The organism is Exiguobacterium sp. s46 (assembly GCF_018618875.1).
Lineage (GTDB): Bacteria > Bacillota > Bacilli > Exiguobacteriales > Exiguobacteriaceae > Exiguobacterium_A > Exiguobacterium_A abrahamii.
On sequence record NZ_JACSMY010000003.1, the window covers coordinates 193,835 to 207,986 of the forward strand.

Sequence of the window (14,152 nt, forward strand, 5' to 3'; positions counted from 1 at the left end):
GATTTCCCTTCTTTCTCTTTCACTCGATAGTTTTAGTATATCTTCTATTGTGTAAAATCACAAAAAGTATTCTTTTGTATTGTAAGAAAACACAACTACATGCTACGGTAAGCCTCGGAAAAGAGAGAGAGGATGAAATGGCATGGAAGTGTTACGTCTGATATCGGCTTGGGTCTGGGGGATTCCGAGTATGATGTTGTTGGTAGGAACAGGAGTGTACTTTACGATCCGCTTACGTGGTCTTCAGTTTCGGCGTTTAAAACAAGCGTTTCAATTATCTGTTCAAAAATCAGGGCAAGGTGAAGGTGAAATCAGTAGCTTTCAGATGTTGATGACGTCCCTCGCGGCGACGATCGGAAACGGAAACATCGCAGGGATCGCAGTCGCCTTGACGATGGGCGGACCGGGCGCAGTCTTTTGGATGTGGGTCATCGGTTTAATTGGAATGGCGACGAAATATGCAGAAAGCCTCCTTGCCATTCTCTTTAGAAGTCGAAACGAACGCGGCGAAGCCGTCAGTGGACCGATGTATTATATCGAGAAGGGACTAGGACCTAAATTTAAACTACTCGCCATCCTGTTTGCGGTATTTGGTTTGATCGCATCATTTGGTGTTGGGAATACGGTGCAAGCGAATGCGATGGCAACGGTGCTTGAGCAATCGTTCCGTGTGCCGCTGCTAGTGTTCGGCATTCTGCTCGCGATTGCGGTCTACGTATCAATTCGTGGTGGGCTCGAACGCGTCAGTGCGATCTCGACGATCTTCGTTCCGATCATGAGCTTACTCTATATCGGTGCCGCTTGTGTCCTTTTAGTATTGAAGGCAGATCAGATTCTACCAGCCTTTGGTTTAATCTTTGAGTACGCCTTCCAGCCGCTTGCGCCAGCGGGAGCCTTCACCGGTGTATCAATCATGATGGCGATGCAAGTCGGTGTAGCACGGGGGATTTTCACGAACGAAGCAGGACTTGGGACAGCAGCCTTGATTGCCGGATCTGCGAAAAGTGAGCGTCCGGTCGAACAAGGATTGATTTCGATGACGAGTACCTTCATCGTGACCTTGATCGTTTGTACGATGACGGCACTCGTCCTTCTGACGACAGGTTTTTGGGATCCGTCAGGTGGGCTACATTCAGGTATGATGCATGATGCGAATCTTTCCGGGGCAGCACTGACAGCAACCGCCTTTGCGAGTGTTCTTGGATCATTTGGAGAATGGACGGTCGCTTTCTCCGTCTTCTTCTTCGGTTATTCAACGATCATCGGTTGGTATGTCTATGGAGAGAAGTGCTTGGAGTACTTGAGCGGTACGACACGCTTCAACGAAGGATACCGCGTGTTCTTTGCGCTCGCAGCCTGTTATGGTGCGGTCGCGCAATTAGAACCGTTGTGGCTGGTCGCAGATATTGCAAATGGATTAATGATGATTCCGAACTTGATTGGAATGTTGTTCTTGTCGCACTTAGTCATTGAACAAACGAGAGACTATGAACGAGCCGGTCACAAACGAGTGGCTTAACGGAAAAAAGCGGCTGACTCAAAAAAAGAATGACGCGTCTTTTCACGCCCTTTCCTCAGGTGAGACACAAGCCAGTTTTCCTGCTTCATTTAAGCAGGAAAGCGGGGCTTGTTCGTCTCTGACAGCGCGATGCGCTTTTCCTGTAGGAGTGGCGTGTGACGCGCCATTCTTTTTGTTACGAGATAAGGGTGGCAGATCATCATTCTGCCACCCTTATCTTTGTAGAGACTGACTTTTGAGTCAGCCCCTTTTCTGATGAGACGATTCATCCATTCGTTCGACGACGGCTGTAGATGAGGAGTGTCAGCAGGAAGATCAAACTAAGCGCAACGAGAACGGAGAGTGAAGCGACGTTCCAGCCGATGACTTCGAGTAGGACACTGACCGCAACCGTCAAATAGAAGATACCGAGGTACTTTTTAACGAACGGACTTTCGAAGTGCGTCAACTGTTTCGCGCCAATCGGTGCTCCGAGCAAGGCGCCGACAATCAGCATGATCCCGACGAGGATATCGATATTCGTACTCGCGACCGTATAGTTGACGAGTCCCGATAGGACGATCAGTAACGCGGAAGCAATACTCGTTCCGACTGCACGTTTCAACTCATAGCCAACGATCCCGACGAGTAACGGTGTGATGATGAATCCACCGCTGACACCGAGAAGCGAAGAGATGAATCCAGCGAACAGACCAGTGAAGGCAAGAGCGAGATATCGATTTTTCCAACCCGTCTGTTCACCGGTCGTTGCTTTCGGACGTAAGAACTTATTCGCGAAATAGAGTAAGAGTCCGATATAAACGATCGAGATGACGAGATGAGCACCGTTGACTTCTTCTAAACGAAGAACAAGTGGTGTCGCGATCGTCGAACCGATGATTCCGACACCCCCAACGACAAGACTATCGCGCCAGACGACATTTTTAAGACGTAAGTGAGAGATCGTACCTGAAACCGTTGATCCGAGAGTCAACATGAGACTGGTCGCGATCGCAACGCTTGGAGCATATCCTAAAATGAGTAGTAGGGGCGTCAAGATGATACCGCCACCGATTCCGAAAAAGCCGGAGATGATTCCAATGAAAAATCCGAGGATTAAGAAATAATAAAAAGCGAGATCCATGTACAGTCTTCCTTTCCTTTTCTTCTCTATTATCCACTTAGTATGGCAATGAATGAGAAGAATGTAAAAGGGGACGGCTCCTTCAAGGGGGTTGAAGGAGCCGTTAAGGGGAACTTATTCTTTTGACGCGGCGACTTCCGTGGCTGCATCGATACCGGTATTGGCCTTGACTAAGATACGCTCGAAGTTACCGGCAACTTCGTTCGATTTCGTCAACAATGTCCCGACGATGGCTCCGAGGAAGCCAAGTGGGATGGAGACGATTCCTGGATTCGTCAGCGGGAAGAGGGCTTCCCCGACGAACAAGGCTGAACCGTCGACTGCCCAAATATTTGGACTGAGTGCGACGAGAATCAGTGAAGAGAATAACCCGACGACCATACCTGTGACAGCTCCGCCAGTATTGAAACGGCGCCAGAAGATCGTCAAGAGAATGACTGGCAAGTTGGCACTTGCCGCGACAGCAAAGGCAAGCGAAACGAGGAACGCGACGTTCATCGTTTGTGCGAACAATGCCAGTACCATCGAAATCAAGGCGACGGCGATGGAAGCGAGTCGTGCTGCCGTCATCTGTTCTTTTTCCGTTGCTTGTCCTTTGCGAAGAATATGACTGTAGAAGTCATGGGCAAAGGCGGATGCTGCGGATAAGACGAGTCCCGCAACAACGGCGAGGATCGTCGCAAAGGCGACCGCGGCAACGAACGCAAAGAGTAAATCGCCACCGAGTGCTTGAGCGAGAAGTGGTGCCGCCATGTTACCGGCAGCATTGGCAGCAATGATATCTTCAGAACCGACGAAAGCAGCGGCACCAAAGCCGAGGAAGATCGTCAAGATATAAAAGGCACCGATGATCCACGTCGCATATACGACGGATTTACGAGCAGTCGGAGCATCCTTAACAGTAAAGAAACGAATCAAGATATGTGGTAATCCAGCCGTTCCGAGAACGAGTGCGAGATTCAATGAAATCGTATCGAGCGGTAATTTGAACTTGTTTCCGGGATTCAAGAATGAATCACCGAGCGGTGTCGCTTGTTTGACTTCTGAAAACATCTTGAAGATCGAAAAATCGAACTTGGCGAATACCATGAACGAAATGACAGCTGTTCCTGCCATCAAGAGAATCGCTTTGATGATTTGGACCCATGAGGTCGCTGTCATACCACCGAAGACAACGTAGACTGTCATCAAGATACCGACGATGATGACACTTGTCGTGTAAGGAATTCCTAATAACAGTTCAATCAAGGCACCCGCACCAACGAGTTGCGCAATCATATAGAAAATCGAGATCGCGATTGAGTTCATGGCGGCGACTCCTCGAACTTTTGAAGCATTGAAACGAGCGGCAATCATATCCGCCATCGTGTACTTCCCAAGGTTCCGAAGTGGTTCGGCAACGAGGTACAAGACAACCAGATAGGCAACGAGGAAGCCAATCGAGTAGAAGAATCCGTCGAATCCGGCTAAAGCGATCATCCCAGCAATTCCGAGGAACGAGGCAGCGGACATATAGTCGCCGGCAATCGCCATCCCGTTTTGTGCACCAGTGAGTCCGCCATCCGCTGTATAAAAGTCGTTAGCAGTTTTTGTTTTACGAGCAGCAAAGTATGTAATGACGAGCGTCAAACCGACGATCGCCGCAAATAAGGCAACGGCAGTATAATTCATTTCGACTCCTCCTTGATCTGTTCGACGAGTCGATCAAAGGCACGTGCTTTTTTGCTGTACATCATGCAGAACGTCCACGTCATGATGAACTGAGCAAAAGCGAAGATCCAAGCACCTGTAATATCACCGAACACCGGCTGATTTAAAATCGTGAAGTAGCTTGTTAAAATCGGAAGCGTAAAATAAAAAATAAGACAGAAACTGATGGCTGGAAGAATGAAGCCATTCTTTTGACGCATCAATTGTTGAAAAGTAGCGCTCTCGACGATTGCTGGAGCGGATTGAGTCGCTTCATTTTTTTGAACTTCGGACACTTGATGCATGAGGACGCCTCCTTTAAGGAATGAATGTAAATTCATTATAAGGATGTCGTTTCTGGAAAAGCTATCCTAATTTTTAAGAAGAAAAGCTCATTATTATATTAATATTGGTCATACCAATTTAATGTAAGCGTTTGCAATATTGAACATTGTTTGAACGTTATTTTTATATATTAATTATGTCGGAAAATGATTCAAAAGACCTATTACCCGGAAAATGAGAAAAACTTAAAAAGCCTGCCTATGGAATCATAGACAGGCTTGAGTCATTTTTCAGATGGACGTTCGATCTTATCTTCGATTTCCCGTAAATGATCCGCACGTTTTGAGAGCGCACGACGCTTCAGCCATTCTTCCGTACCGCGACTGACTCCCCAGATGGCGAGTAAAATTAAAAATAGAAGGACAAGACGCATCGGACGTTCAAGGAACGTGGACCATTCCTTTCCGATTAGCGAGAAGATGATGACGACGATCAGACGACCGGCACCAGCAGCGATCAAATACGTCCGCAGCGATAGTTGAATCATGGCGGAAATGGACGTGATGATGAACGCAGGCATGAACGGAAGCGAGAAAAAGAATCCGAGTGAGATGGGACTCATGTGACGAACACGTTCGATCCACTGTTGTGCGGCATGGTGTTTTTCAAGCCAACGCGTAACCGGACGACGAAATAGATATCGAATACAAGCGAAGACGACGAGTGATCCAAGCATGCTCCCGACCCATGATACGAGAACACCCATACCAAAACCATAGGTTGCCGCATTCGCGGAAATGATCAGGACGAGTGGCAGGAAAGGAAATAGAGACTCAAGAAACGGGGCAATCAAACCGGTGGCAGCTCCTCCAGGTAAGTCTTGGAGAAAGAAAATCATCTGCTCGATCCAGTCACGAAGTGTATGGAGCATTCGGAATCCTCCTTGCGAGATGTACTACTGTGTTTTATTTTACCTCTTTCTGATTCAGAAAGGGAATGAAATTCCTTGAAAGGGATTCAGGAATTGTAGATTGTACATTCGAAAGGGAGTTGGTATTATACTTAAATGGGTGCGTTTTGCAGGCGTTCCCAGCTAGTCAATAGCTAGACGCTTCGTTTGCCAACGTTCGTTTTACTGCAAAAAACTGACATGGGGGCTAATGAGGAATATGAAACCTTATCGCGTACTATTATTTTATAAGTATGTTCCGATCGAAAATGCGGAACAGCTAACGAAAGAGCATCTTGCTTACTGTAAAGAGCTCGGTATTAAAGGTCGGATTTTGATCGCACCAGAAGGAATCAACGGCACACTCTCTGGAACGGTCGAACAAACGGAACAATACATGAAGGACTTGACGGCGGATCCACGATTCGCTGACATCGAATTCAAAATCGATGAAGTCGAAGGGCACGCCTTCAAAAAGACGTTCGTCCGTTACAAAAAAGAACTCGTCACATGGCGTTTTGAGGATGAATTCAACGTACCAGAAGAACACGCTGCGTATCTTGAACCAGCAGAGTGGAAAGAAATGATGAAACAAGATGATGTCGTCATTCTCGATGTACGCAACAACTATGAATACGACCTCGGACACTTCAAGAATGCTGTAAAAGTGGATGTCGATGCTTCACGGGAATTCCCGGAGTGGCTTGACGAGAACGAGCATTTGTTTGAAGGGAAAAAGGTTCTCACATACTGTACGGGTGGCGTTCGTTGTGAAAAATTCACGGCGTACTTCCGTAAACGGCAACAGAGTGATGATATCTTCCATCTTAAAGGTGGAGTCGTCATGTACGGAAAAGATGAACAGACGCAAGGAGAAGACTGGGAAGGCGAACTGTACGTCTTTGATGAGCGTGTACAAGTTCCTGTTAATGCCGTTAATCCTTCTGTCGTCTCAGAATGTTACTACTGTGGAAAACCGGAGACGCGCTACGTTAATTGTGCAAACCCGGAATGTAATCGACAGCACTTCTGCTGTGAAGAATGCGAACCAAAAGTCATGCGTTCGTGTTCCGATGAATGCCGGGAGCATCCGCGCAACCGTTATGAAAAAGAGCAACAAGAAGAATTAGTATAAGGCACGCGTAAAAAGCCGGAAGATTTCTTTATTAGTAGAAATCGCCCGGCTTTTTGTGTATTCACGAGGAAGGAAACAAGTAACGTAAAATATCCGGTAAACGCTCGGCCCAGGCCGTTTCATGATGAATCGCTTCCGGAATGATCGTATAGCGACTTTGAGTAAGTTTCTGTTCGACCGCTCGCGCTAAGACATCATTTGTGTGTAAATAATCCGTTTCGGTCATCGGACCACTCACTTCTTTTGTCCCAACATCCATATAACAGCGATGGGTAGCAGACAGCGACGGACTGCGCTCGATGAATTCAAGGAGTGAGGAGAAGTTTGCCCATCCGGCCGTCGACAGGGCAGCGACGCGCGTGATGACTTCCGGATATGCGAACAATCCATAGAGCGAAATGACGCCACCCATCGAGCTGCCGATCATCGTCGTATCGTCAGGGCGTGTCGCGTAGTTGGCATCAATGTACGGTTTTAACTCGCGGATGATCCAGTCCATGTAGACCTTACCGTTTCCCCCGATTGATTTCCTGTGCGAAGGATAAGCAGTCCGCATCAATAAAGCTTCATCACTCCAAGGAGCGTAGTCATCGTAACGATCCATTCCGTCTTCTGGACTGTCGATCGCGACGACCATTGCCGGAATCTGTGTCTGTTGTAGCGCAAGATGAATCTCCCAGCCTTTTCCGAACGAGGCGGTCTCTCCACTGAAGACGTTTTGTCCATCGTGCATATAAATCACAGGTAACGCTTCAGAAGGATCTAAATGGGGTGGCCGATGAATCCGAATCGTCCGATGAGTTTGTGATGTCGGTAGCGTCATTTCAATTTCAGTAATCGACAATAGAGTCACGACCTTTCAAAGGTTTGCATAATGCGCGGTACAATTGCGCCCATTGTGTTTTCCGCCGACATAGAGTGCATGATCGGCTTGACGTAACGATTCTTCGAACGTCCGTTGATATCTTTCCTCCACTGTATCAATTCCGAGGCTGACCGTTAAGGACAGTCGGTGACCATCGACGAGGAAGGGACGATCCATGACCGCATGGCGGACCGTCTCGGCAATCTGGATAGCAGCCTCTTGACTACCATTTCGCAACAGAAGTACGAATTCCTCCCCACCATAACGAGCAGCAAAGACATCATCATATTGTAATTGGATCGCCTGGATACGTCGACCGAGTTCACGAAGGACGAGATCGCCTACTTTATGACCGTACGTATCATTGACACGTTTGAAATGATCGATATCGAACAGGATCACGGAGAGCGGATAGCAGTCAGCGGCAAATTCCTGCCGACCGTGTTCATAAAAAGCACGACTATTCGGTAATTCGGTCAAGGCATCGGTCCGACTTTCCGTATAGAGTTGGACCGTTTCACGTGAGCGTTCTAAGACGCGACAAAAGATACGGAGCAAACGAGATAATTCGTCGGCATTCGTCACATCATAGGCGTCTGCGACTTGATGGAACAGGATGATCGAAACATCGACCTCTCCGCTCGTAATCGAAGGAATCGCTAGCATCGAGTGACGATCGACAGGCAATCCGATTTGAATATCGTTTCCCCAGTCGCAACGCAGCCCATAGATGATCGGGGTATGCAAATCGTCGGCTGACAAGGAATGAAACAGTGGTAACACGTCGATCGGTTGTTTCGTCCGGATATTATAGATGACTTGTTTCCGCTGTTGTTGAATTGAGATCCAACCTTCAGAAAACGGCAATAGATGTGGTAAATCGAGGAGCAGTGAATCGATCGTCTCGCGCTCGAAGCGGGAAATCAACAAGTGTTCCTTCGCATCATCAAATCGCTTAGCATTATCGTTTGCTTCAAGGGAGTCGCCACGCTCTTGCAACAGACGTTTGAACAAAAAGAGAATCAAGGCGGAAACTGTAGCCGCGACGAGCGGACTTTCATCGTAGAACCAGATTCCAAGTAGAGCACTTAACATGCTAATCCCGTAGACGAGGGACTGAAGCTTTACGAGACGTTGCCAATCGTATTTCAAGTAGAGGAATCGATTGACGAATAGACATTGGAAGTAAGAGACAAGGAAGACGGTGATTAAAAAGCCGATGAAAGGGAGCAAGGCTTTCGTATACGTAAAGTTTGAGCCGATTGGCCCGCCGAGCACATAATACGCAAAGGCCGGAAGCGAGATGTAAACTAAATCGAACAAGGCGTTGATCGGGTAGAGATAAACGAAACGTTTCCAACGAATCGCTTTTCGATGAGACATGAATTGAAAGACGAGAATACCGACTTGGCTTAAAATCAAGGCGTACGTTAAACCGTAATTGAGGAATAAAAATAAGATGATGCCTTCTTGGAATGTATAGTAAATGCCACCACGACGGACATTATCGAACTGAAACAGGAGAACGAGTCCGAATAAATAAAGAGTGTTGATGATGGAGACAGAAGGATGGAAGGTTGGTGGATGAACGATGCCGATCACTAATAATGTCAAGGCGACGAGACCGAAGACGATCCAGCTCGTCCGGGCTACATGTTGGTAGTAGCGCATGAAACATCCCTCCCCCTGAGAAGTATCTTTTATTCCTATACCCGAATTGTGGAAATTTTGATGAGCCATTTACCAAAAAAATAAGGTTGAGAGAAAAGAAAGAATTGCGTATAATGTGAAAGATATCGAATACAGTCGATGATGAAGAGAGTAACGGTTGATATTCGTCAACTAGCGAATCAGGGAATGGTGGAAGCCTGAGGACGAACCGGTCGTGAAGCGCACTTCTGAGACGCTGCCCGATTCCTGATGGAAAAGGCGTAGCCGGGGGAACCCCGTTATCCCCGAACAAGGTGGGTGTCGAAATGACACCAAGAAGAGTGGTACCGCGGTCATTCCGTCTCTTTGCGCGTGGCGCAAGGGGCGTTTTTTATTGCCAAAAAATCAGTGAAGCAGGAGGAAATAAAGATGAGTTATAAAGCGCAGTATGCAGAAGTATTACATCAAGTCATGGAAGGTGCCTTATCGGTTGAACAAATCGAACAACTGATCGAGCAACCGAAACATGAAGATCATGGAGATCTGGCATTCCCATGTTTCATGCTCGCGAAAGCATTCCGTAAAGCACCGAACATGATTGCTTCGGAGCTCGCAGAAAAAATTGACGCGCCGTTGTTCTCGAACGTTCAAGCTGTTGGTCCTTACATCAACGTCTTCTTGAACCGGGAAGTCGTCTCGCAAGAAATCGTCAACCAAGTCCTGACGGAGCAAGAGGCGTTCGGATCAAGTGAAGCGAATGGAAAAACAATCGTCACTGATTTTTCATCACCAAACATCGCGAAACCATTCTCGATGGGCCACTTGCGTTCGACGGTCATCGGGAACGCGCTCAACCAAATCTCACGTAAAAAAGGCTACGACGTCGTCGGTGTCAACCACTTAGGGGACTGGGGAACACAGTTCGGGAAATTGATGGTGGCTTACACGATGTGGGGTGAGGAAGAAGCCGTCCGTGCAGAACCGATCAAGGAATTGTTGAAATTATACGTCCGGTTCCACGAAGAAGCGGAAACAAATCCAGCACTTGAGGACGAAGGACGTCTCTGGTTCAAAAAACTCGAACAAGGTGATGAGCAGGCAACGACGCTTTGGACGTGGTTCCGTGAAGTCTCACTCGTCGAGTTCAACCGTGTTTATGAGATGCTCGGCGTTAAATTCGATAGTTTGAACGGAGAAGCCTTCTACAACGATAAGATGCAACACGTCATCGATTTGCTCGAAGAAAAAGATCTCCTCGTCGAATCAGAAGGGGCAATGGTCGTCGACCTCGAAGCAGAGGGTATGCCACCTGCCTTGATTAAAAAGAAAGATGGAGCAACGCTTTATGCGACACGTGACTTAGCAGCTGCTGTCTATCGTCTCGAAACGTACCGCTTTGAGCAAGCGTTCTACGTCGTCGGTGGGGAACAAGCGCTTCACTTCAAGCAATTGTTCGCAGTCTTGAAGAAACTTGGATTTGAGAACGTCGACGGAATGCACCATGTGCCGTTCGGTCTGATCATGAAGGACGGAAAGAAAATGTCGACGCGTAAAGGTCGGATCGTATTGCTTGAAGAAGTACTACAAGAAGCGATCGACGTCGCGAAGCAAAACATCGCGGAAAAAAATCCGAACTTAGCGAATGCCGAAGCAACGGCTCGTCAAGTAGGTGTCGGCGCCGTCATCTTCCACGACTTGAAGAATGAACGGATGAACAACATCGAGTTCGATCTTGAGCAGATGTTGAAATTCGAAGGCGAAACAGGACCGTATGTCCAGTACACGAATGCCCGTGCGCACTCGTTGCTCCGTAAAGGTGGCTATGATGGCACACCATTCGCTGGTAGTGCCGATGATCATGCATGGGGTGTCGTCTCGATGCTAAACCAATTCTCGACGGTCATCGATCGCGCGTTCACACGTCGCGAGCCGTCAATCATCAGCCGTTACATCTTAGATCTTGCACAAAGCTTCAATAAATATTACGGACACGTCCGTGTTCTCGAAGATGACGCAGCAAAACAATCGCGTCTTGCACTCGTCAAGTCTGTCACGATCGTCTTGACAGAGGGTCTTCGTTTGCTTGGTGTCGGCGCTCCAGAAGAAATGTAAGACCAATCCACGAATAAGAAGAGGTAGATTATGAAGACTGAGACGAAAGAACGATTACAGCAAGCTGCTTCACAGATGAAGCAGGAGCCTTTGGCAGAAACGGTCGCCTTTATGGCTGATTTTCACGGGAAAGTCGCTGCTTGGTTACCGGGAGAGTCTGTCGATTTCGTTCACGATTTCGTGACGGCGCCGGAAGCCGATTTGATTGCTCCGATTGAAGGAGACGCGTTACGGACGAAAGACAATTTTGAATTCTTCATGCGTAAGAAACAGACACGGAAAAAACTGGGTGAACTGTTGACGCTTTGGAAGTCGGCACGTACGACAGAGACGTTGAGTCAAATCGATGCGATCGGATTGAAAAAATGGCTCGCTCGTAATGAATTCCGTTCGGAAGACAAACCATGGGATTATTTGAACCGTCTGCATGTTCTGCTATTCCTTGATTTGATGACGACGATCATCGATGATCATCGATTGACGAGTCTGCATGAGCAACTGGTTGGTACGTCACCGGTTCCGACGAGCTTCGTTCGTCGTCAAGGGGATGTTCGTCAAGTCATCGAAGCATTCGCGGAAGAGACGAACTTCACACAAGTGGATGTCGTCAAGGCATCGCTTGTCCGTTATCTCTGATCAATAGGATGCACGAACAAAAGCCGTCGAGCCCTGTGCCCGACGGCTTTTGTCGTATCTTCTTACTTCGCTTGATGGAACACGATCGATTGTTGCTCTGAATCGTAAAGACACCATTCTCGTTCGAACACGACGGGACCCAGATTGACGGCATGCCGTTCTCCTTTGATTGATAAAGTTTGATCTAGTGGGCTCGGTTTGGCGATGCCATTTTGAAACAAACCTCTGATATGACTATGGCCAAAAAAGAGTAATGGTTCACGTTGTTGTGACAGATTGGGTAGAAAATCACGCGACCAACTGAGTTGGTCTCCATGAATCAATAATGCCCCCTCGATCCGTTGTTTTCGAGGGCAATCGCGTAACGCATCGATGACAGGAGACAGATGCGGTGGGACGAGCGACAGGATGCGTTCTTCTTGATTGCCAAGCAACGTCTTAAAATCAATCAACTCTAAAAAATCATCATCGAGTGTCACGACGAGGGAGAGCGATTCAAAGGAATAGCGCTTCGCTCGCTTTTTACCGACATGGCATTCATGAACATCACCGAGACAAAACAAATGCGCATCGGGAGCGAGCCGCCGTATGTCAGCTAGGACAGCCGCTGTGTCGGCTACTGAGCTGTGAAGATCCGCAAAAAGGGCATAACGCATGATCGACCACTCCTTTGTTAAGGAGATACCCGAAAATGCGTCATGCCCATCTTTTTTCAATCAAGTCATGCGTATCTTATTCTGTTTCGACTGTGACGCCACGTTCTGCGAAGACGACTTTTGCGACTTCGAGTGCGTTCAAGACACGTGGGAATCCAGTGTAAGGAACAAGATGCATGATAGCTTCGACGATTTCGTTTCCTGTCAAACCAGCTGTCAATCCAGTATTGATGTGAAGAGCGAGCTGTGGTTCTGTACCTTGTGTGACGAGGGAAGCAATCGTCACGATTGCGCGGTCACGGTTGACGAGACCATCACGGCTGTAAACTTCACCGTATGCGAAATCCGTGATCCACTCACCGACTGCTGGAGCGATATCTTTCAGGGATTCAGAGATTTTGTCATGCGTAGATTGTGCAGCGTTTGCGTCTGTGAATTCGCTGAGTTTTTTTACGCCTGTTTCGTGACGTGATTCAAAATGAGTTGCCATGGTAAAAGACTTCCTTTCTTTTTTAACGATGTATTTATCGTAAAGGAAGAAATACCATGCTACAAATACATGGTTTTTATGAAAGGTATGCTTATTTGGAATATATATCGCTGACGAATTGAATCCATTTCCGCGTCACGTACGATTGATAGCGACCGGTCGGAACGGCGATTCCTAAGTGCCACGGAACACGTGTTTCAAGCGGAATCGTTTTGACGCCACGAATCGAAAAGCGATCCGCGATCGAACGCGGCAGGACAGTCACGGCATTTCCTTCTGCGACTAGTAAACATAAGAAGTCCCACTGCGAGCTCACCCGAGACACGTTAGGCGTAAATCCGGCATCTTGGCAGGCGTTCAAGACGACATCGTGGAGTGAGAATGTTTCATTGAACAAGACGAACGGCATGTCGGTGACTTCCTCTAACGCAATCATCGACCGATCAGCGAGTGGGTGATCATTTGGTAAAAACAAATGCAATTCTTCTTCAATGAAGGGGTGTGTCGTTAAATGCTCATCCGAAGGCAGCACCGTTGCGATCAAATCGACTTCACCGGCGACGACCGCTTTTTCTAGCGCATGCCCACCGGCTTCGATTAATTCGATTTGAATCATCGGATACATCTCTTCGAAGCGACGCAGGAGACCCGGGAAAAACAGCGAACCGATCAGTGGGGGCACACCGAGCCGAATCGTTCCCTTCGTCAGATGCATGACGTCATAGAGGTGGGAAGGCAGGTCAGATAACTGCCGCAGAATCTTTTCACCTTCAATCAATAAGGTCTCACCGGCATCCGTCAGGACGATTTGTCGTTTACTCCGATCGAACAATTCCATCTCAAGTTCTTCTTCTAAGTGACGGACCATTTTACTGAGTGTCGGTTGCGTGACGTGGAGATGTTCAGCGGCACGAGTGAAGCTTTTGAAGCGTGCCACTTCCGTAAAGTATTCCAGTTGGCGGAAATCCATCAGTATTCTCCTATTCTTTTGAGTTATAGATGTCATAACAAGTATTCATTTTTATTATTCTTTCAATCAGCGT

13 protein-coding genes and 1 other annotated feature are annotated in these 14,152 nt (G+C 47.6%); of the genes, 4 read left to right on the plus strand and 9 right to left on the minus strand.

Features of this window, described 5'->3' with window-relative positions; translation table 11 throughout:
* The first annotated feature begins 142 nt into the window (after window positions 1-142).
* The gene (locus KNQ08_RS14180; protein ID WP_214729074.1) at window positions 143-1,519 is read left to right on the plus strand and encodes an alanine/glycine:cation symporter family protein; all 1,377 of its coding nucleotides are present in this window, start codon (window positions 143-145) and stop codon (window positions 1,517-1,519) included.
* A gap of 265 nt (window positions 1,520-1,784) precedes the next feature.
* Here KNQ08_RS14180 and KNQ08_RS14185 read toward each other — a convergent pair whose 3' ends face one another.
* The 4 genes from KNQ08_RS14185 to KNQ08_RS14200 all read right to left on the minus strand — a co-directional run bounded on the left by KNQ08_RS14185 (window position 1,785) and on the right by KNQ08_RS14200 (window position 5,547).
* Entirely contained in the window at window positions 1,785-2,642 is an 858-nt protein-coding gene (locus KNQ08_RS14185) for a sulfite exporter TauE/SafE family protein (protein ID WP_050678439.1), read from the minus strand.
* 114 nt (window positions 2,643-2,756) lie between these two features.
* Complete coding sequence (locus KNQ08_RS14190; RefSeq protein WP_149428001.1) at window positions 2,757-4,313, minus strand: solute symporter family protein; 1,557 nt, start codon at window positions 4,311-4,313, stop codon at window positions 2,757-2,759.
* On the minus strand, window positions 4,310-4,636 hold the full coding sequence (locus tag KNQ08_RS14195; protein WP_023469682.1) for a DUF485 domain-containing protein: 327 nt from the start codon (window positions 4,634-4,636) through the stop codon (window positions 4,310-4,312). The genes KNQ08_RS14190 and KNQ08_RS14195 overlap by 4 nt, the downstream gene beginning before the upstream one ends.
* Window positions 4,637-4,899: 263 nt before the next feature.
* On the minus strand, window positions 4,900-5,547 hold the full coding sequence (locus KNQ08_RS14200; RefSeq protein WP_023469681.1) for a TVP38/TMEM64 family protein: 648 nt from the start codon (window positions 5,545-5,547) through the stop codon (window positions 4,900-4,902).
* Between the two features lie 238 nt (window positions 5,548-5,785).
* On the opposite strand from KNQ08_RS14200, the gene trhO reads away from it, so the two are divergent.
* Window positions 5,786-6,700 (plus strand): oxygen-dependent tRNA uridine(34) hydroxylase TrhO, encoded by a 915-nt coding sequence (trhO, locus tag KNQ08_RS14205; RefSeq protein WP_082627445.1) that lies wholly within the window; start codon window positions 5,786-5,788, stop codon window positions 6,698-6,700.
* A gap of 61 nt (window positions 6,701-6,761) precedes the next feature.
* Here trhO and KNQ08_RS14210 read toward each other — a convergent pair whose 3' ends face one another.
* A complete protein-coding gene (locus KNQ08_RS14210) occupies window positions 6,762-7,544 on the minus strand; it encodes an alpha/beta hydrolase (protein WP_058265678.1) in 783 nt (260 codons plus the stop codon).
* A gap of 15 nt (window positions 7,545-7,559) precedes the next feature.
* Window positions 7,560-9,236 carry a GGDEF domain-containing protein gene (locus KNQ08_RS14215; RefSeq protein ID WP_149427999.1) on the minus strand — a complete coding sequence of 559 codons (1,677 nt, stop codon included), beginning with the start codon at window positions 9,234-9,236 and terminating at the stop codon, window positions 7,560-7,562.
* Between the two features lie 129 nt (window positions 9,237-9,365).
* Window positions 9,366-9,584 (plus strand) — a binding site (T-box leader).
* 60 nt (window positions 9,585-9,644) lie between these two features.
* Here KNQ08_RS14215 and argS point away from each other — a divergent pair.
* Both argS and KNQ08_RS14225 read left to right on the plus strand, forming a co-directional pair.
* Window positions 9,645-11,327 carry an arginine--tRNA ligase gene (gene argS / locus KNQ08_RS14220; protein WP_214806184.1) on the plus strand — a complete coding sequence of 561 codons (1,683 nt, stop codon included), beginning with the start codon at window positions 9,645-9,647 and terminating at the stop codon, window positions 11,325-11,327.
* Between the two features lie 30 nt (window positions 11,328-11,357).
* Window positions 11,358-11,963: a hypothetical protein gene (locus KNQ08_RS14225; protein WP_133208404.1), complete on the plus strand. Its 606-nt coding sequence runs from the start codon at window positions 11,358-11,360 to the stop codon at window positions 11,961-11,963.
* Window positions 11,964-12,025: 62 nt separating this feature from the next.
* Here the strand turns inward: KNQ08_RS14225 and KNQ08_RS14230 are convergent, their stop codons facing one another.
* The 3 genes from KNQ08_RS14230 to KNQ08_RS14240 all read right to left on the minus strand — a co-directional run bounded on the left by KNQ08_RS14230 (window position 12,026) and on the right by KNQ08_RS14240 (window position 14,079).
* The gene (locus KNQ08_RS14230; RefSeq protein ID WP_149427997.1) at window positions 12,026-12,619 is read right to left on the minus strand and encodes a metallophosphoesterase family protein; all 594 of its coding nucleotides are present in this window, start codon (window positions 12,617-12,619) and stop codon (window positions 12,026-12,028) included.
* Between the two features lie 76 nt (window positions 12,620-12,695).
* On the minus strand, window positions 12,696-13,109 hold the full coding sequence (locus KNQ08_RS14235) for a carboxymuconolactone decarboxylase family protein (RefSeq protein ID WP_023469674.1): 414 nt from the start codon (window positions 13,107-13,109) through the stop codon (window positions 12,696-12,698).
* Window positions 13,110-13,200: 91 nt separating this feature from the next.
* A complete protein-coding gene (locus KNQ08_RS14240) occupies window positions 13,201-14,079 on the minus strand; it encodes a LysR family transcriptional regulator (protein WP_214725096.1) in 879 nt (292 codons plus the stop codon).
* Window positions 14,080-14,152: the final 73 nt, after the last annotated feature.